The 17562-nt window shown below is 66.5% G+C and carries 14 protein-coding genes and 1 tRNA gene; 5 read left to right on the plus strand and 10 right to left on the minus strand.

What is annotated here, in order from left to right; all coding sequences use genetic code 11:
* Positions 1 to 32 precede the first annotated feature (32 nt).
* Entirely contained in the window at positions 33 to 452 is a 420-nt protein-coding gene (locus tag QRM60_RS08185) for a nuclear transport factor 2 family protein (protein ID WP_011035635.1), read from the plus strand.
* A gap of 161 nt (positions 453 to 613) precedes the next feature.
* Here QRM60_RS08185 and lpxO read toward each other — a convergent pair whose 3' ends face one another.
* The 7 genes from lpxO to bioB form a co-directional block, all read right to left on the minus strand.
* The gene (gene lpxO / locus QRM60_RS08190) at positions 614 to 1519 is read right to left on the minus strand and encodes a lipid A hydroxylase LpxO (protein ID WP_285445946.1); all 906 of its coding nucleotides are present in this window, start codon (positions 1517 to 1519) and stop codon (positions 614 to 616) included.
* A gap of 276 nt (positions 1520 to 1795) precedes the next feature.
* Positions 1796 to 2680 (minus strand): malonyl-ACP O-methyltransferase BioC, encoded by an 885-nt coding sequence (gene bioC / locus QRM60_RS08195; RefSeq protein ID WP_114997021.1) that lies wholly within the window; start codon positions 2678 to 2680, stop codon positions 1796 to 1798.
* Positions 2681 to 2776: 96 nt separating this feature from the next.
* Positions 2777 to 3559 (minus strand): SDR family oxidoreductase, encoded by a 783-nt coding sequence (locus QRM60_RS08200; RefSeq protein WP_016944935.1) that lies wholly within the window; start codon positions 3557 to 3559, stop codon positions 2777 to 2779.
* A 795-nt stretch (positions 3560 to 4354) separates the two neighbouring features.
* Positions 4355 to 5116 carry a pimeloyl-ACP methyl ester esterase BioH gene (gene bioH / locus QRM60_RS08205; protein ID WP_115557529.1) on the minus strand — a complete coding sequence of 254 codons (762 nt, stop codon included), beginning with the start codon at positions 5114 to 5116 and terminating at the stop codon, positions 4355 to 4357.
* 31 nt (positions 5117 to 5147) lie between these two features.
* A complete protein-coding gene (locus tag QRM60_RS08210; protein ID WP_164497989.1) occupies positions 5148 to 5513 on the minus strand; it encodes a hypothetical protein in 366 nt (121 codons plus the stop codon).
* Between the two features lie 2 nt (positions 5514 to 5515).
* Positions 5516 to 6721 (minus strand): 8-amino-7-oxononanoate synthase, encoded by a 1206-nt coding sequence (gene bioF, locus QRM60_RS08215; RefSeq protein ID WP_285445947.1) that lies wholly within the window; start codon positions 6719 to 6721, stop codon positions 5516 to 5518.
* 99 nt (positions 6722 to 6820) lie between these two features.
* Entirely contained in the window at positions 6821 to 7855 is a 1035-nt protein-coding gene (gene bioB, locus QRM60_RS08220) for a biotin synthase BioB (RefSeq protein ID WP_285445948.1), read from the minus strand.
* 49 nt (positions 7856 to 7904) lie between these two features.
* Here bioB and QRM60_RS08225 point away from each other — a divergent pair, with 49 nt between their 5' ends.
* Positions 7905 to 8630, plus strand: coding sequence for a ComF family protein (locus QRM60_RS08225; protein ID WP_161962841.1), 726 nt, complete (start codon positions 7905 to 7907; stop codon positions 8628 to 8630).
* A 394-nt stretch (positions 8631 to 9024) separates the two neighbouring features.
* On the opposite strand, the gene ubiA is transcribed toward QRM60_RS08225, so the two are convergent.
* Positions 9025 to 9930, minus strand: coding sequence for a 4-hydroxybenzoate octaprenyltransferase (ubiA, locus tag QRM60_RS08230; RefSeq protein WP_285445949.1), 906 nt, complete (start codon positions 9928 to 9930; stop codon positions 9025 to 9027).
* A 264-nt stretch (positions 9931 to 10194) separates the two neighbouring features.
* Here ubiA and QRM60_RS08235 point away from each other — a divergent pair.
* Positions 10195 to 10271 (plus strand) — tRNA-Arg (locus QRM60_RS08235).
* A 133-nt stretch (positions 10272 to 10404) separates the two neighbouring features.
* Here the strand turns inward: QRM60_RS08235 and QRM60_RS08240 are convergent.
* Positions 10405 to 10746, minus strand: a complete 342-nt coding sequence (locus QRM60_RS08240; protein WP_040940458.1) for an HPF/RaiA family ribosome-associated protein — start codon at positions 10744 to 10746, stop codon at positions 10405 to 10407.
* Between the two features lie 592 nt (positions 10747 to 11338).
* On the opposite strand from QRM60_RS08240, the gene QRM60_RS08245 reads away from it, so the two are divergent.
* Positions 11339 to 13762 carry a DUF3772 domain-containing protein gene (locus QRM60_RS08245; RefSeq protein WP_343237647.1) on the plus strand — a complete coding sequence of 808 codons (2424 nt, stop codon included), beginning with the start codon at positions 11339 to 11341 and terminating at the stop codon, positions 13760 to 13762.
* A gap of 1039 nt (positions 13763 to 14801) precedes the next feature.
* Here the strand turns inward: QRM60_RS08245 and QRM60_RS08250 are convergent.
* Positions 14802 to 16910 (minus strand): phosphoglycerol transferase I, encoded by a 2109-nt coding sequence (locus tag QRM60_RS08250; RefSeq protein WP_285445950.1) that lies wholly within the window; start codon positions 16908 to 16910, stop codon positions 14802 to 14804.
* An 88-nt stretch (positions 16911 to 16998) separates the two neighbouring features.
* On the opposite strand from QRM60_RS08250, the gene QRM60_RS08255 reads away from it, so the two are divergent.
* Positions 16999 to 17196, plus strand: coding sequence for a hypothetical protein (locus QRM60_RS08255; protein ID WP_183111930.1), 198 nt, complete (start codon positions 16999 to 17001; stop codon positions 17194 to 17196).
* The last annotated feature ends 366 nt before the right edge of the window (positions 17197 to 17562 follow it).

The raw sequence follows: 17562 nt of genomic DNA on the forward strand, positions 1-17562 counted from the left end.
TGATGGCGGCTTTCCCAGCGGCAGGTTCGAGCATGAGCGAGAGCAATCGGCAACGCGCCACCGGCCTGGTCCAGGCCTACTACGAGGCATTCAATCGCGGCGATTGGGACGCCATGCTGGCGTTCCTGGCCGAGGACGTCGCCCACGACCTCAACCAGGGGCCACGCGAGATTGGCCGGGCGGCCTTCGCCAGCTTCCTGCAGCGCATGAACGACAGCTACCGCGAGCAGCTGCGCGACATCGTGGTGACTGCCAATGACGAAGGCACGCGCGTCGGCGCCGAGTACGTGGTGCATGGCGTCTACCACACCACCGACGAAGGCCTGCCGGATGCGAACGGGCAGACCTATGTCCTGCCCGGCGGCGCGTTCTTCGATGTGCGCGATGGGCAGATCACGCGGGTGACCAATTACTACAACCTGCAGGAATGGATTGCGCAGGTGTCGCGCTGACGCCAGGGCTGCTGCGGTGCAGGTTGGCTAAATCAGCCGCTGGACTGCGTTGGATCGCGCTCGCGCGCAATGAAGCGTTATCGGTAACGCCACATCGCGCGCGAGCGCGCTCCTACGTGGTTGGTCGGGCATTGCAGTAGCTGACGGGCGTAGCGCCTGCGTTACAGCAGCACGATGCCCACGACCACCAGCACGAAGATGCCCCACTTGAGCGTCTGGTAGAGCGGGTTGTTGCGCTCCTTCAGCGCCTTGGCCTTGAGCCGTGCGGCGTAGAAATACCGGAACACCCGGTTGATGCCGCCGGTCTTGTCGCCTTCCTGATTCGGCGAAGCGCCGGCCGAGAGCAGGCTGCGGCCGACGAAGCGGTTCACCGCCGCCGCCCAGCGCCAGCGCATCGGGCGTTCGATATCGCAGAACAGGATGATGCGGTCCTGGTCGGTGTCGTTGCGTGCGTGGTGGATATAGGTCTCGTCGAACATGGTCCACTCGCCGTCGCGCCAGCTACGGCGCTGGCCGTCGACGTCGATGAAGCAGCGGTCGTCGTTGGGCGTGGCCAGGCCCAGGTGCAGGCGCATGGAGCCGGCAAACGGGTCGCGGTGCGGACGCAGTTCGCTACCCGGCGGCAGCTCGGCGAACATCGCCGCCTTGACCGTGGGGATGGAGCGCAGCAGCGCGGTGGTCTGTGGGCACAGCTCGGCCGCCGACGGGTGCGCGGTGCCGTACCACTTCAGGTAGAAGCGCTTCCAGCCGCGGCGGAAGAACGAATTGAAGCCGATGTCGGTGTAGCCGTCGGCAGCACGGATCTTCTGCATCTGCTGCAGCGCCACTGCCTCGTCGCGGATCAGCGTCCAGTTCGCGCGCAATGGGGCCAGCTCCGGAAATTCCTTGCCCGGATCGATGAACGGCGTGGTCGGCACCCGCGAACACAGATACATCAGCGTGTTGATCGGGGCCATGAAGGTGGAATGGTCCAGCAGCTGCCGGCTTAGCCGGTGGCGCACGCGACCGCGGTAATGGATGTACAGCGCTGAGGCAATGAACAGCGCGATGATGAGCCACTTCAACATTGGGGAGGCCGGTTGGGGGCGGGGGCCGTTAACTGGTGAATTCTACCGGTTGCAAGCGACGAGCCTGCCTGATCGGGATGGGCTCGGCGGTAATACTGTGTCCTACCGATGACCGGCGACATGCGCCGGCAGGGTGTGCGCTGCTTGCGTGCGGTTGACGCACCGTGGTGCGGGCGCCGGGGTGCTGCCGGAGGCAACGGTGGACCGAAGCAGGCGACTGGTGCATGCCGCGGCCGCGCCTGCCTGGCGGCTGCGCCCGCGCAGTGATCGCAACGCTTAGTCCTGGCGGCGGCGGATCGGGATCGAGCCCACCGGCACGCTGGCGATGTCCTGCCCGCGCTCGCGGATCGGGGCGCCCGGCGCCGGTGCCCAGGCGTGCGCGTAGATGACTTCCCACGAACTGGGCAGGGTGCCATCGGGCCGCCGCAGGGGTTCGTAGGCCGCACTGGCGGCGGCAAAGCGGCCGCGGCCGGTCAGCGTGGCGCGGCGGTTGCTGAGCGCATTGGTGGCGCCCATCGCGCGCAACTCGCGCATCAAGGCGGGCAGGTCGTTGTAGGTGAGGGTGAACAGGTCGCGGTCCAGCACCGGGTCGCGGAAGCCGGACATCATCAGCGCATCGCCGAACTGCGCAATCGGCGGGAAGCGGCTCACATGCGGGGCCGGGTCGGCCTGCGCGAATGCCTCGCGCAGTTCGATCAGCGTCTCCGGGCCGAAGGTGGAGCACAGCAGCAGGCCGCCGGGCCGCAACGCGCGCCGAAAGCCGGCGAACACCGCCGGCAGGTCTTCCACCCACTGCAAGCACAGATTGCTGAAGATCACATCCACGCTGCCATCGGCTACCGGCAGCGCGCGGGCATCGGCGCAGACCTGCGCAAACGGCTTCCACCAACCCGCAGTCTTGCGCGCCTGGCGCAACATCGGCAGCGCCTGGTCGAGCGCGATCACCTGCGCCTTGGGCCAGCGTTTCTTGATCGTGGCGCTGGCATGGCCCGGGCCGGCGCCCACATCCAGCACCACCTTGGGTGCGGTGTCGCCGAGATAGTCGAGCGACTCCAGCAGGCGCGTCTCCACCTCGCGTTGCAGGGCGGCGGCGGCGGCATAGCTGCTGGCGGCACGCGCGAAGGCGCGCCGGACGTGGCGGGGGTCGAAAGTGCTGTTCATTGCCGCGCTATTGTCGCCGCTGCGCGCCGCCGAGGGAATTGCCGCAGCGACACGGTGTGATGCGCGCTGGCGTGTTGATACGCAGCGCCAGTGGCGTCAAAACGTGCCCGGGTAGGCGCCGCCGTCGATCAACAGGTTCTGTCCGGTGATGTAGCCGGCCTGGGCACTGCACAGGAATGCGCAGGCCGCGCCGAACTCGTCCGGCTCGCCAAAGCGCCCGGCCGGGATGCCGGCGCGTTTGTGCGCGGCCACCGCCTCGGCGCTGGTGCCTTGTTGCTCGGCGATCGCGGCGAAGTTGCCGCGCAGCCGGTCGGTAGCGAACTGGCCCGGCAACAGATTGTTGAGGGTGACGTTGTCGGCCACGGTACTGCGCGCCAGCCCGGCCACGAAGCCGGTGAGACCGGCGCGCGCGCCGTTGGACAGGCCCAGGATGTCGATCGGCGCCTTCACCGCGCTGGAGGTGATGTTGACGATGCGGCCGAAGCGCCGCGCGCGCATCGCATCGACCGTGGCGCGGATCAGTTCGATCGGGGCCAGCATGTTGGCGTCGAGTGCACGCAGCCAGTCCGCGCGCTCCCACTGACGGAAATCGCCCGGCGGCGGCCCGCCAGCGTTGTTGATCAGGATGTCGACCTGCGGGCAGGCGGCCAGCGCTGCGGCGCGGCCTTCGCTGGTGGTGATGTCGGCGACGACGCTGCGCACTTCGCCCGCGCCGGGCAGGGCGCGCAAGTTGCTGGCGGACTGCTCCAATGCTTCGCGGCCACGCGCGACAATCACGACATTGGCGCCTTCGCGTGCCAGCGCCTGTGCGCAGCCCAGGCCCAGGCCCTTGCTGGCGGCACATACCAAGGCCCAGCGCCCGGCGATTCCCAGATCCATGCGGTGCTCCTTCAAATCAACGAATGCGCATGATCAGTGATCGCGGCTGCACGGCGTGTGGTGGTGGATCGGACAGTGTGTTGATTGGCGGTAGTCCCAGGAGCGATCTCGCATTACGTGGCGATTCACGATCACTGCAATGGCTGCGAGAGGCGGCTGCGGTGCGTGCTGCGTGATTGCCGCGGCTCATGGGCGCGGTGGCACCAGGACGGCATGAGCTCATCATCTCAGGTGTGCGTTGTAGTTAGTCGGGCGCACACCCTGCGCAGGATGCGTGCACCCGTCTGCTCGTCCGGGATCAGCATGTCGTCGATGCGGATCTAAACGCCTGCGTGGGTCGCGTACGCACAGCGCGGTGTACGGCAGCTTGTCGGCGCGCACGCACGTGTCCTTCAGGCCCGGCAGACGGTAGTTGGAGTTGATCCGGCGCGAGAGGCTGTTGCACTGACCGGCGATAGCGACGGGAAACAGAAAAAACAGTGTGCTGCGTGCAGTTCGATTCGCAATGTGGCGCGGAGAGGCATGAGTGCGCCATGCGCGATCCTGGATGGCATGCCACTGAAATCGGCTGACGAGATAGGCTGCATCTGCAGAGACTCGTGCACTGCGATGTCGATGTACTGGGCAGGCTCAGGCCTGCGTCAGCGGAAGTGCACCCCATCCAACCCAGCTCACGATTGCTTGCGGCCAGTGAATCCTCACTACACGCCGCAGGCCGACGTGAAGCCTTTGCCATGCATCTGCGCACGGGCAGATGCACCTTGCTGCCGCGTCGCATCACACAGTGCGAGTCTCTCAGGGCAATGCTGCAACAAAGCGCTGCAGCGCCTCGGCCACCTGGTCGGCGTGGCCCAGGAACGGTGCATGTCCGCCGCCGTCGATGGTCAGTGCCTGTGCGTGTGGCGCGCGCGCAGCTGCGGCATGCATGCCGGCGGCCGGCACCAGGCGGTCGCGTTGCCCGGCGATCCACAGGCTGGGCCGCGCAAGCGCTGCCAGCGCGCGGCGCAGGTCGGTGCGTTCGAGCAGGCCCAGGCCATCCTGCAGCGCGCTGGTTGCCGGTTCGCCGCGCGCAGTGAGCGTTTCGCGCAGGCTGCGCAACTCGCTGCGCGCATGCGCCGAGCCCAGCGTGTCCAGGGCGAGAAACCGGTCGAGCGTGCCGCGGTAATCGCGCGCAAGATCCTGGCCGAATTGCACGAAGACCTCGCGTTCCACCGCATCGGGCCAGTCGCTGCCACGCACGAAGCGCGGCGTGGCGGCGATCATCGCCAGCGCGCGGACCTGCGGTTGGGTGGCCGCTGCATGCAGTGCGAACAGGCCGCCCAACGACCAGCCCACCCAGACCGCCGGCGGCGTGGCCGCGGCAATTGCGCCCACCACGTGCGGCAAGGCCAGCGGCGTAGTGTCGTCGTGGCTGAAGCCATGCCCGGGCAGGTCCACCAGATGCAGTTGGTAGTGCGGTGCCAGGCGCTCCACCAAGGGCGCGAACACGCCGCCATGCAGTGCCCAGCCGTGCAGAAGAACCAGTGCCGGCCCGTGGCCGATGACGTCGATATGCATGCGCGTAGTGTCGCCGATCACGCGTGCTTGGTCAGGTAGCTGCGGTCTCGGCGCGCAACGCGGCCACGCGTGGGCCGAGCCAACGCCATTGCGCACGTGCGTAGCCGCGCCAGCACCAGCGATCGGGCCAGCGCCACGCGCGCGCACGGTGTGCGGCGATAGCCGCGCTCAACCACGCCGGATCGAAGCCGTCCCACACGCCGGCCACGCTGTACACATTGCTGCGTAGCACCGGATGTACCTCGTGCAACAACATCGTGCGCAGCTGTTCCAGCGAAAACGGCGACTCCGCCAGGCAGCGCACGATGCGCGCGTGCATGTCATCGACTGCGGTGTCCAGATACAGCTCGGCCATTGCCTCCCACACGCGGCGTTGCGCCGGCGTCGGGGGGGACATGCTCAGGCCAGCGCGCGCTGCGGCTGGCGGCTGACCACATCGCGCGCCTGCACGATGGCATCGACCAGGGTCTGCACCTGTTGCGGCGTGTGCAACGCCGACAACGTCACCCGCAGCCGCGCTTTGCCTTCGGGCACGGTGGGCGGGCGGATTGCACCGACCATGAAGCCGGCTTGCTCCAGCGCTGCCGACATCGCCATCACGGTGGCCTCTTCGCCACACAGCAATGGCTGGATGGGGGTGTCCGAGGCCATCAGTTCGAAGCCATGCCGGCGCGCGCCATCGCGGAATGTGCCGATCAGTTCGGTCAGCCGCGTGCGGCGCCAATCGTCGCGACGCGCCAGGCGCACCGCAGCCAGGGTGGCGGCCACCTGCGCGGGCGGCAGCGCGGTGGTGTAGATGTACGGGCGCGCGGTTTCGGCCAGATGGCGGATCAGCGCTTCTTCGCCCACCACCACCGCGCCATAGCCGCCCAGGGCCTTGCCCAGGGTGACCAATTGCAGCGGCACTTCGGCCACGCCGAGCCCGGCATCGGCCACGCAACCGCGGCCCTGCGGCCCCAGCACGCCCACGCCGTGCGCATCGTCGACATAGAACAAGGCCTCCTGCATGCGCGCGACCAGGCTCAGAGCACGCAGTGGCGCAACGTCGCCATCCATGCTGAAAACACCGTCGCTGGCGAGCATCGCCGCGCCCTCCGGCGCGCCCTTGAGCTGGCGCATCGCGCCTTCCACATCCAGGTGCGGGTAACGGCGCAACCGGCAGCCGGCCAGGCGCGTGGCATCCAGCAGGCTGGCGTGATTGAGCCGGTCCTGCACGCACACATCGTCTTCTTCGCTGAGCAGCGCCTGCTGCACGGCCAGGTTGGCGATGAAGCCGCTGCCGAACAGCAGCGCCGACGGATAGCCCAGCCATTCGGCGATGTCGCGCTCCAGCGTTTCGTGCGCGGTGTGATGGCCGCAGATCAGATGCGAAGCAGTCGCCCCGGCACCATCGCGCGCGGCGGCATCCTGCAGTGCGGCCACCACTTCGAACTGTTGCGACAGGCCCAGGTAATCGTTGGAGCAGAAACCGGTCAGCCAGCGCCCATCGATTTCCAGGCGCACGCCGTCGCGGCGGCCCACCTGGCGCCGCACCCGCACCCGCTCCTGGGCCACGCGCAATTTGCGCAGCGACGAAATCCGTTCGTGCAGATCGGGGCGAGCCATGGTGTTCGTCGACAGCGGAAGAGGGCCGCTAGCGTAGCGTGCCGGGCCCATCGCGCCCAGCTGGCACCGACGGCCGGTGCCGGCTGGGCGCTGATGCGGTCAGGCCGCGTGCTCGCAGGCGGGGCCGCAAGTGATGTCCGCATGCACGGTGCCGGGGTGGTCGTGCTCGGCGGCGTCGACGGTGATCTGCATCGGGCGCAGGCCCAGCCGCTGGAACAACGCCTGGTCGCGCTCGGTATCGGGGTTGCCGGTGGTGAGCAGCTTTTCGCCGTAGAAGATCGAGTTGGCACCGGCCAGGAAGCACAGCGCCTGCAGTTCGTCGCTCATCGCCTCGCGGCCGGCGGACAGGCGCACCATCGACTTGGGCATGGCGATGCGCGCCACCGCGATCATGCGCACGAACTCGAATGCATCCAGGGGCTCGGTGCCGTGCAACGGAGTGCCGGGAACCTGCACCAGCTGGTTGATCGGCACCGAGTCCGGGTGCGCGGGCAACGTGGCCAGCGCATGCAACAGGCCGACGCGGTGCTCGCGGGTTTCACCCATGCCGACGATGCCGCCGCAGCAGGTCTTCAAGCCCACATCGCGCACGTGCTCCAGGGTGTTCAGGCGGTCCTGGTACTGGCGGGTGTGGATGATCGAATCGTAGTAATCCGGCGCGGTGTCCAGATTGTGGTTGTAGTAGTCCAGCCCGGCGTCCTTGAGCGCGCGCGCCTGGCCGGCGTCGAGCATGCCCAAGGTGGCGCAGGTTTCCAGGCCCATCGCTTTCACCTCGCGGATCATCGCGGCCACCTTGGGGATGTCGCGGTCCTTGGGCGAGCGCCACGCCGCGCCCATGCAGAAGCGCGAGGCGCCCGCGGCCTTGGCCTGGCGGGCCTTGGCCACCACGTCTTCGGTATCCATCAGTTTCTGCGCGCTCACCCCGGTGTCGTAGCGCTGCGCCTGCGGGCAGTAAGCGCAATCTTCCGGGCAGCCGCCGGTCTTGACCGACAGCAGCGTGGAGACCTGCACCTCGGCCGGGTCGAAGTGGGCACGGTGCACGCTGGCGGCGCGATGCAGCAGCTCGGGAAACGGCAGCGCGAACAGCGCATGCAGTTCTTTGCGATCCCAGTCATGGCGGACGACAACGGACATCGGGGTTTCCTGACAGTCAGCGGCTTGGAAGCCAGGCAGTCTGGTGAGCATGGACGAGGCTGTCAACTTCACGCATCCGCATTCGGTTTACAGGTGGCCACAACGGCTGCTGCGATTGCTGCTGCCGTCGCTGTGCCTGGTGTGCGCGGAGTCGGGCACCGACGATTGCGACCTGTGCCCATCCTGCCGGGCGGCGCTGCCAGACCATGGCACTGCCTGCGTATGCTGCGCCACGCCGTTGTTTGCCGCTGCCGGGCTGCCACTGTGCGGCCAGTGCCTGCAGCACCCGCCGCCGCTGCAGCGCGCATATGCCTGCTTCACCTATCGCTGGCCGGTGGACGGGCTGCTGCGACGCTTCAAGTTCCATCAGGATCTGGCGGCCGGCCGGGTGCTGAGCGAACTGATGGCCGCGCGCTGTGCCGCCTTGCCGCGGCCACAGGCACTGGTGCCGGTGAGCCTGCACCGGCAGCGGCTACGCCAGCGCGGTTACGACCAGGCGCTGGAGTTGGCCCGACCGCTGGGCCGCGCACTGCAGCTGCCCTGCCTGCCGCTGCTGCGCCGCGTACGCGCCACCGCGCCACAGTCCGAACTGGATGCCGACGAGCGCCGGCGCAATCTGCGCGATGCGTTCCTGGCGCGGGGGCCGCTGCCCACCCATGTGGCGCTGGTGGACGACGTCATGACCACGGGCGCCACCTTGCATGCAGCCGCACAGGCGCTACGGCGCGCCGGTGTGCAGCGCGTGGACGCCTGGGTCTGCGCGCGGGTGCCGTGAGGGGTGGTGGCTCGCGCCTTGTAGCGTTGCGTCATGAGACTCGGTCCGCAAGGTTGTCGGCACGGGTCACCCAGTTGCGCTGCTATCGGTGTCAGGACATCAACATGCCGAGGTGACAGCGCGCCCGGGGATTGGCGCAGAGCGGCACATGGATGTGTCGCGGCGGCGAGTCAGGCAGAGGATGTCTGACCGAGCCGAATAGCCGATTTCCGGGCGCGCTGTCGCATCCCACTGAAGCCGGCGCCTGACAGGTGGAGCCATGCCGCAACCAAACCACTTTCCTCGCTCCGGCCTGCGTTTGCGGCGCGGACGCTCCAAGGCGCGCACCAGTGGCGCGCAACCACTGTCTTCGCGCCCCGGGCGTAACGCGCGACGCGATTGCCGCATCTGCCCGCTAGCGCAATGCCAGCGCCGCGGCGATGCCGACGAAGATCGCCAGGCCTACCCAGTTGTTATGCAGGAAGGCGCGGAAGCAGGGACCGCGTTCGCGGTGGCGCGCGATGTGGAATTCGTAGGCCACCAGCAGCGCTGCGATGCCTATCCCAGCCCAGTAAGCGATGCTGAGACCGGCGCGCAAGCCCACCAGCACCAGGGCCGCGAACATCAATGCATACAGCACGCCTTGCGCGATCAGGTCGTAGCGGCCGAACAGGATGGCGGTGGATTTGCTGCCCATGCGGATGTCGTCGTCGCGGTCGACCATGGCATACCAGGTGTCGTAGGCCGTGGCCCAGAGGATGTTGGCGGCGTACAGCAGCCAGGCCAGCAGCGGCACGCTGCCCTGCACGGCGGCGAAGGCCATCGGGATGCCCCAGCCGAACGCCATGCCCAGGTACACCTGCGGCAGGTGGGTGTGGCGCTTCAGATAGGGATAGCTGGCGGCGAGAAACAGGCCGGGCACGCTCAGCGCCACGGTCAGCCAGTTGAGGCTGAGCACCAGTGCGAAGGCGACCAGCATCAGCACCACGAACACCCACAGCGCCTCGCGGCCGGAGACCGCGCCGGTGGCGAGCGGACGCGACTTGGTGCGCTCCACGTGCGGATCCAGCCAGCGGTCGGCGTAGTCGTTGATCACGCAGCCGGCCGAACGGGTCAGCCAGACGCCAGCGGTGAACACGAACAAGGTCCACAACGGCGGCAGGCCTCCGGCCGCCAGCCATAGCGCCCACCAGGTGGGCCAGAGCAGCAGCAGGCTGCCGATCGGGCGGTCACCACGAACCAACTTCCAATACTGTCCCAGGCGCTCTGGCCACGTCAGCGCAGGGGCCATGGGCACGTTCTCGAAACCTTGCTTGCTCATGCTGCAAAGGGTAGCAGCGCCGCCTGGCCGCGGTCATGCGCTTGGCAGTGCGGACGTCGCTGTTGGCTGCGGTTGCGCGCGCTTTCGAAGTGGAGTTTTCAGGCGCGAAGCGCTGCAGTGCTGGAGGGATCGCCCATCTGTGCGACCGCACGGATAGATGAGGAGGCGCCTTCGGCTGGTGTGAGCGGGAGATGCACGCAGGGAAGCGGGCCAGGCCCTGGGGATCACGCGCATGGCGCCGGTTCTGGCATAATGCGCGGCCAGGCGCTCGTAGCTCAGCCGGATAGAGTAGTGGCTTCCGAAGCCATTGGTCGGGGGTTCGAATCCCTCCGGGCGCACCAGACATGAGTCGGCCCGTTTGTGATGGCACTGCCATTGCAAACGGGCCGATCGCGTTTTCAGGGATGCGTGGCCACGCCATGCGCGGGGCCATGGCTGCCACAGGGCGGGTGTGCCCGCTCCGCAGTGCAGACCTTACAAGGGGTCTGGCGCCGGAGCGGTCGCCTTGGCCTGCTGCTTGCCACGGGCGCTTTCGATAGCGCTGCGCAGCTTGCGGGCCGCACCGGTGACCGCAGACGCGGTGGTTTCGGCGCTGTTGCTGGCGGCAATGGGCGGCAGGCCGGCGACATGCGCCTCGATACTGCAGGTCCGATCCGCCGCACCGCCACGCTGACCGTTCTCGTCGCGCAAATGCACTTCCACGCGGGTGATGTCGTGGGCAAAGTGCGCCAACTGCGCGGCACAGGTCTTCTCGACGTGCTGCACAACGGAGGGGTCATGCGGCACGTGGTTGTCGGTCTGGATCTGGATCTGCATAGGAGTCTCCTTCGCGGTCATCCGCTGCGTCTGCCGCAGCGGTGATTCGATTCTGCGACAGCCAACTGTTGGCACGAGGTGACAGCCCGGCACCGACGTTCATGCGCTGGTTGGCTGGCGTCGCAGAGCCATGTGGTTGGGGACTGGATGCCCAGGCGCGCCAGGGCGTGCTGACTGGCGAGGACGCCTGTTGTCTGCGACTGCGCGCCTGTCCCTCATTGCTTGCCATTGCGCGCACCCACATTGCTTCCGCGAGCCCGTCCGACTTTTCCACATACTCAACTCGAACGTGGACTGCCTTCGGCTCACGTGGCTCGCCTCTGTGGACACGATCTCAGGGTGCACTTGGCTCGCTGGGCAATCCCGACCCTGTCGTTCAACCGGCCAATGGGCCCGCCACATGCACCGTGGCTTCCAATAGTCTCCGCCGGCGGGCGCACTCATCGCTGAATCGGCGCGGCCGGCGTGAGCCGAATGGCCGGAACCGCTCCGGGCGGTGGCTTAAGATTGCGGGCTCTGCGCACCGTCCGCGCCTGCCCGATACCTGCCCGTGTCTGAATTTCGAGTGGTTCCAACTGCCCATCGCGGCGTCGTGCGGCGTCTGCTGTTGCTGGTGGCCCTGTGGATGGTTTGCATGGGTGCTGCGGTGGCGCAGGACGAGGACACGCTGCAGGAAAATGCGCAGGCCCAGCTCGACAGCATGCAGAAGGTTCTCAAGCAGGCCGAAGCGGGGCTGGACAAGGCCGATAAGGATCAGCTCGGCAAGCTGACCGATGAGGTCACTGGCGCGCAGCGGCAGGCGCAGGATCTGGTGCGCACGTTGGATCCGCCGCTGAAGGAACTCAACGTGCGGTTGGAGGCACTTGGCGTCAAGCAAGCAGGCGAACCGAAAGACCTGACCAAGCAACGTGAGTCGCTGGCCAAAGAACGCGATGGGCTGGATGCCGAATCCAAGCGCGCCATGCTGTTGGTCTCCGATGCCAAGGACCTGGCCGATCGGCTCGAACGCGAACGCGTGCAACTCTTCAGCGTGCAGCTCTCAACACGCGTCGCCTCGCCGTTGTCGCCGACATTCTGGAACCAGATTGCGCAGCAGTGGCCTGACGATCGCGCGCGCCTGCAGGCGTTGTCGGCCAGGACGGTACAGATGGTGCAGGCCGGAACCGCCGCCAATGGCGTCGGCGGGTTGATCACCGGTGTGGTGATCGCGCTGTTGCTGGCGCTGCCGCTACGCATCTTTCTGCGCCATCTGGGCCGGCGCTATGCGGCCTCGCGCGCGCCGGGCGGGCGCTTGCGGCGCTCGGGGTTGGCGTTGTGGTTCCTGCTGATCGGTACGCTGACGCTTGGAGTCGCGGCGTTCGTGCTGGTCGAAAGTATCCGCTCGCTCGGCCAGGTGGCGGAGGATCTGGACCAACTGCTGAGCGGGTTTGTCGCGGTCAGTCTGGTGGCCGCCTTCGTGGGCTCGCTCAGTGCCAGCCTGCTGATGAAGCACCAACCCAGCTGGCGGTTGTTCCCGCTGGATGACGCCACCGTCGATCGGCTGCGCGTGCATTGCCTGGCCACCGCGGCGGTGATCTGGTGCAGCGGCATGGCGTCCAAGATCAACGAAGCGGCGGGTAGCAGCCCGGCGTTGAATACAGCCACCGATGCGGTGGCGGCACTGCTGTATGCCGGTTTGATTTTGTCGGCGCTGGCGGGCTTGAGTCTGTCGTTGCGCGCGCACGCGGCCAATGCCGGCGTGGTCGATCCCGACAGCGACGCGCCGCCGCCGGTAGTCTCGCGCGGCGGCGGCTTCATCGTGCTGATCCGCTTGCTGGGGCATCTGGCGGTGATCTTTGCGCTGATCGCCGCCTTGTTTGGCTATCTCAATCTGGCCTTGTTCGTGGAGCGGCAGATCATCTGGATCACCCTGGTCTGCAGCCTGCTCGGCTTGCTAGTGGTGTTCGCCGACGATCTGATGACCTGGCTGTTCAAACCCGATGGCCGTTTCAGCCGCGCGCTCGCGCACGCGCTCAGCATCGGCAGCGGACGCCTGGTGCAGCTTGGATTGCTGATCTCGGCGGCGGCCCGCGTGGTGCTGGTGCTGTTGGGCATCGCGTTGCTGCTGACGCCGTATGGCGCAAATCTCAGCGTGGTGGCCGACTGGGCGGAGAACATCACCCACGGCATCAACATCGGCAAAGAGCTGGTGATCACCCCCGGCGATGTGTTCCGTGCGCTGTGCGTGTTCCTGCTGGGCATGGGGGTGGTGCATGTGGTGCAGCAGTGGTTGCTCAACACCTATCTGCCCAAGACCGAACTCGATGCCGGCGCACGTAACTCCATCAGCACGGTGGCGCGCTATCTGGGCTGGTTGATCGTGGTGGTGTGGGGCCTGACTGCGCTGGGCCTGGACCTGAAACGGTTGGCGCTGGTGCTGAGCGCGTTGTCGGTGGGTATCGGGTTTGGTTTGCAGGCGATCACGCAGAACTTTGTGTCGGGCCTGATCCTGCTGGCCGAGCGGCCGGTGAAGATTGGCGATTGGGTGCGCATTGGCGACCAGGAAGGCGACGTGCGCAAGATCAGCGTGCGCGCCACCGAGATCCAGGTCGGCGACCGCTCCACGCTGATCGTGCCCAACTCGGAATTGATCACCAAGAGCGTGCGCAACATGACCTTGTCCAATCCGTTGGGCCGGGTGCAATTGCAGTTCTCGGTGCCGCTGGAAACCGATGTGGCCAAGGTGCGCGACATGCTGCTTGAGTTGTTTGCCGAGCACACCAAGGTGCTGGCCGAGCCGGCGCCGGTGGTGTTCATCGACTCGCTGGCCGGCGGCCACGTCAACTTCAATTCGTTTGCCTATGTGCGCAGCCCGCGCGATTCGTATGGCGTGCGCAGCGAACTGTTCTTTGCGTTGCTGCAGCGCATGGACACTGCCGGTATTGCGCTGCAATCGCCACAGGAAATCCGCTTCAGCCGTGCGGGTGCAGCGGTGGCGCGCGATGCGGGCGATGCCACGCCTACTTCGGAAGGCTGAGCTGGCGTGCGTGTGTGGTGCGCTGGTAATGCGTCAGCGCGGTGGATGGCGCGGGGAATGCACCGGCTGCGGCACGTCGTGTGCATGGTTTCAGGCCGGGTGGGCGGCAGGCGCGGTTGCCTCGGCGCTTACGAGGCATCTGACGTGACGACGAGCGCCGCGCGCGTCGTCACCTATCCGGTCACGCCGCGTGTCGCTCACCGTCTCTTCGTTCCGTCGACGAGCCGGAATAACGAATCGCCGCTGGCTTCACATCGGACGACCGGGATTTGAATCGTCGCGCGTCCAGGCGCGGTCGACTGCCTGGATCAACCGTCTGATCTGCTGAGTGCGCGGTGGCATCACCACTTGCGGGACACGCCGTGAATCTGTCCGTGGAGGCTCCTTAGCGGCATCCATGCCGCCAAGGGTCGCGCAAACGGTGAGGACACCGCTCCGGGGAGTTGGTCGGTCGCCCATGTAAAGCGGCGGTCGCAACATGCATCCGAAGTTGAACCGGCTAACCACTATCGAACAGAGTGCATCAAACACTGCTTGCGCCATGCACACCGATCATCCCCACGGGTCCTTGCCCGCCCACCGGCGCGGGACCTTATGCGGCATGGATGCCGCATAAGAGCCTCCATGGACGGATTCAAGGCGTGTCCCGCGCCGGTGGGCGGGCGAGGGCCCTGCAGCCAAGCCGCAGAACACATGCTTGGCTTTGGTGTCCGCTCCGGCTCCGGCGTTGCCTCATCCACACCGCCTTTTTCAAACCAGGACGACTCCCTTTAGCTGCTGGCGTTCAATGCGCAGTGAAACCGACAGCATCGCCAACCCCGATGCCGCACACGCCAACGCCAGCTTGGTCGAGCGCGCAAGGGGCTTGCCACTTCAAGGGCTTGTTGCGAATGCATCCATGGAAACCCAGGTGCCGGCGCTGGTGTCGCCTCAATGCCCCGCACGCCGTGAGGACACCGCCTCGGAAGCTGCAGATCCATGTGCCACATGCCGCAGCAAACAACAGCAACGCCCGCCTGCTAGCCGTGCAGAGACCCGATCAGGAACGATCCGCAACCGCGGTGTCCTTGACCAACGCCAGGTCGTCCACGCTCACCTCTTCGGTGTAGTCCAGCCAGGCGCGGATCTCCAGATCCTCCACTGCGTGCTCCAGGCCCACCGGCATGCGGATGCGGCCGGAGGCGTCGGGCACCACCCATTGCTGGGCCAGCACCACCTTGCGTTCGGACGACACGGCTTCGACCCAGAACGCGCGGGTTGGGCGGCGCTTGGCGTACAGCTCGAGCATGTAGCGCCCGGCCTCGGTCTTGCGCGCGGCCTGGGTGAGCATGATCGGCTGACGCACGCGCGGGCGCGGCGCTTGCGGGGTGACATCCAGCGGCGCATCCACGGCGATGCCGCGGGTGAGGTCGGGATCGCGGTACAGCTTCATGTGCTGATTGCGATCCACCACCAGCGCACACCAGTCGCCATCAGCCGAACCGTCTTCGAAGGCGGTGCAGCGGTCCACATAGGCCAGCGTGCCGTCGCTGTGGGTGCGGTCGAACTGGCGCGAGGTGTTTTCCAGATACACCGTCTTGAGGTTGGTGTCGTCGTCGTATTCCAGCAGCACCGGCGGGCGCACCTGCTGCACGCCCACCACCACATCGCCATTGCCGTTGACACGCAACATGCGCGTGCTGCGCCCGGTCCACAACGTGCGTGCATAAGCCAGATAACGCGGGTAGTCCTTGCCGCTGTCACGGCTGGCGGCAACGCTGGCACTTGGCGGGGCGTCATTGGCCAGCAGCGAGCGGCCGAAGCCCAGCGTGCGCATGCCTGGTTCCAGCAATTGCAGCAGCGTGGCGCCCGAATCCAGGGTGCTGCCGGCGCGCGTGACCACCTGCTGCGGCGGAATGTCCTTGCCGAGGAACAGCAACAGGTTTTCGCGTTTTTGCTTGGCCAGCACGTCGCTGAGATCGTTGGGCATGGCCAGGTGATCGGAGGCGATTACGATGATGGTGTTGCGGCCATAGCGGCTGTTGCGGATGCGCGTGACCAGCTCGCCAATCAGCCGGTCGCTGCACTTGATGGCATGCAGCAAACCGATGTCACCCAGCGGGCTCTCATAGCGCTGGTTCTTGCACGCCAGTGGCAGATGGCCGGCAGGGTGATGGGTGTCCATGGTCAAGGTGGTGAGCATGAACGGCTGGCCGGCGCGCGAGAGCGCCTGGAAGCTCTCCCAGGCATCGTCGAGCAAGACATCGTCGTGCACGCCCCATGCGGAGAAATGCTTCGGCGCCACCCCCTTGTTGTGGAAGTAATTCACGTCGTGCACCACGTCGAAGCCGTGGCTGGCCAGAAAGCTGCCCTTGCCGGCGAAGCTGGCATCGGCACCGCCCACGTAGTGATTGCGGTAGCCCTGGTCCTTGAGATAGTCGCCGAGGCAACGCGCCTCGGGCAGGAACAGGCCCATGCGCCCCATGCTGTTCTCATCGCCTGGGGCAGTGGTCAGCGGCACGCCGCACATTGAGGCGACCATGCCGGCAATGGTCCAGCCGCTGCCTTCGGTGGAGGTGAGGTTGCGCACGTCCACTGCCTCGGTGGCGAGCTGGCGCAGATTGGGCATCAAGCCGGGAAACGTCGCTTCGTCGAAGTAGGTGCGCTCCAGGCTTTCGCCATAGATCCAGACGATGTTCTTGCGCTTTTGCAGCGGCTGCTGCGGCACCTGGTATTCCGGCACCACGGTGGCGTAATCGACCGGGCGCAACTGGTAGTACAGCCGCTTGCCATCGCGATACAGCGGGCTGACCGCCACGCTCACCAACAGCATCACCACGAAGGCACCGAACACCGCACCGCCGCCACGCGGGCGCCGGAAACGGCGCACCCGCAACAGCACCAGTGGGCTGAGCGAGAGCAGCACCATGCCGATAAACACGGCGATATAGCCGGAGAAATCGCTGACACCGGCGCCGTCCATGTCCGCGCGCAGGTGGTAGAGCGTTGCGGCATTGATGCCGTCGCCACTGAGCCGATCGACCAAGCCCCACGCGCTGAGCAACAGCAACAACAACGACAGCAGCCCGGCTTTCAGCCACGCCAGACGCGGCGACGCCACCAGCAACCAGAGCAACAGCAACAACGACAGCGCCAAAATCCAATGCATGTGCAGCGTCCGTGGGGGAAAGAGGCGAGCACGCACCGCACGCTTTGCTCGCCGTGTCCTTGGGTTTCACGCGAAATGTGACACCGGGATGACGGACTATGCCGCGACAAAGCTGACTGAAATGTTTGTTGAGGGCCCTGATGTAGTGTTGCGGCCACTGTGCGCGCTGCTTTGCCAGGTGGGCTGCTTTCTCGCCGAAGTGCGTGTGGACGCGGCAAAGCGCAAATTACGCTGCGATATACAGGCGTATTGGCGCGGTTCTGCCCGCTATGACCTGCACGATTGAACGGCGCAGTGCTGGCCGTCAAAGACACACGCAGTGTGGTGCAAGACGCGTGGGTAGCTAGTCGTTGTCTGGAGAACGACTGGTTGCGGTGCGGCGAGGATTGCTATGGGACATCGAGCACTAGGCAGGAAGTGCGCCTGGCGTTTGTGGCGCTGCTGCCCGGAGAACATCTTTGAATGCTCGCGCAGCTGCGGCATGTGTTCAGTGCGTTGGCGAACGCAAGCTAGGAGCGTATGGCTGAAAGCACGCGTTCATTGCGCTGTGGCGCGATAGCGAGAAATCATCGACGGTGCCGATCAACCGATCAACCGATCAACCGATCAATCGATCAATCGATCGATCGATCGATCAGCCGGGCTGCCTGCA

Source organism: Xanthomonas sp. fls2-241-TYG-148 (assembly GCF_030208815.1).
GTDB lineage: Bacteria > Pseudomonadota > Gammaproteobacteria > Xanthomonadales > Xanthomonadaceae > Xanthomonas > Xanthomonas campestris.

What these genes read in the sequence shown, in the direction of transcription:
- lpxO (WP_285445946.1), bottom strand. Translation starts at nt 1,519, where the DNA reads ATGTTGAAGTGGCTCATCATCGCGCTGTTCATTGCCTCAGCGCTGTAC.
- QRM60_RS08255 (WP_183111930.1), top strand. Translation starts at nt 16,999, where the DNA reads ATGACGGACTATGCCGCGACAAAGCTGACTGAAATGTTTGTTGAGGGC.
- QRM60_RS08225 (WP_161962841.1), top strand. Translation starts at nt 7,905, where the DNA reads ATGGACGAGGCTGTCAACTTCACGCATCCGCATTCGGTTTACAGGTGG.
- bioH (WP_115557529.1), bottom strand. Translation starts at nt 5,116, where the DNA reads ATGCATATCGACGTCATCGGCCACGGGCCGGCACTGGTTCTTCTGCAC.
- bioB (WP_285445948.1), bottom strand. Translation starts at nt 7,855, where the DNA reads ATGTCCGTTGTCGTCCGCCATGACTGGGATCGCAAAGAACTGCATGCG.
- bioF (WP_285445947.1), bottom strand. Translation starts at nt 6,721, where the DNA reads ATGGCTCGCCCCGATCTGCACGAACGGATTTCGTCGCTGCGCAAATTG.
- QRM60_RS08185 (WP_011035635.1), top strand. Translation starts at nt 33, where the DNA reads ATGAGCGAGAGCAATCGGCAACGCGCCACCGGCCTGGTCCAGGCCTAC.
- ubiA (WP_285445949.1), bottom strand. Translation starts at nt 9,930, where the DNA reads ATGAGCAAGCAAGGTTTCGAGAACGTGCCCATGGCCCCTGCGCTGACG.
- QRM60_RS08250 (WP_285445950.1), bottom strand. Translation starts at nt 16,910, where the DNA reads ATGCATTGGATTTTGGCGCTGTCGTTGTTGCTGTTGCTCTGGTTGCTG.
- QRM60_RS08240 (WP_040940458.1), bottom strand. Translation starts at nt 10,746, where the DNA reads ATGCAGATCCAGATCCAGACCGACAACCACGTGCCGCATGACCCCTCC.
- QRM60_RS08210 (WP_164497989.1), bottom strand. Translation starts at nt 5,513, where the DNA reads ATGTCCCCCCCGACGCCGGCGCAACGCCGCGTGTGGGAGGCAATGGCC.
- bioC (WP_114997021.1), bottom strand. Translation starts at nt 2,680, where the DNA reads ATGAACAGCACTTTCGACCCCCGCCACGTCCGGCGCGCCTTCGCGCGT.
- QRM60_RS08200 (WP_016944935.1), bottom strand. Translation starts at nt 3,559, where the DNA reads ATGGATCTGGGAATCGCCGGGCGCTGGGCCTTGGTATGTGCCGCCAGC.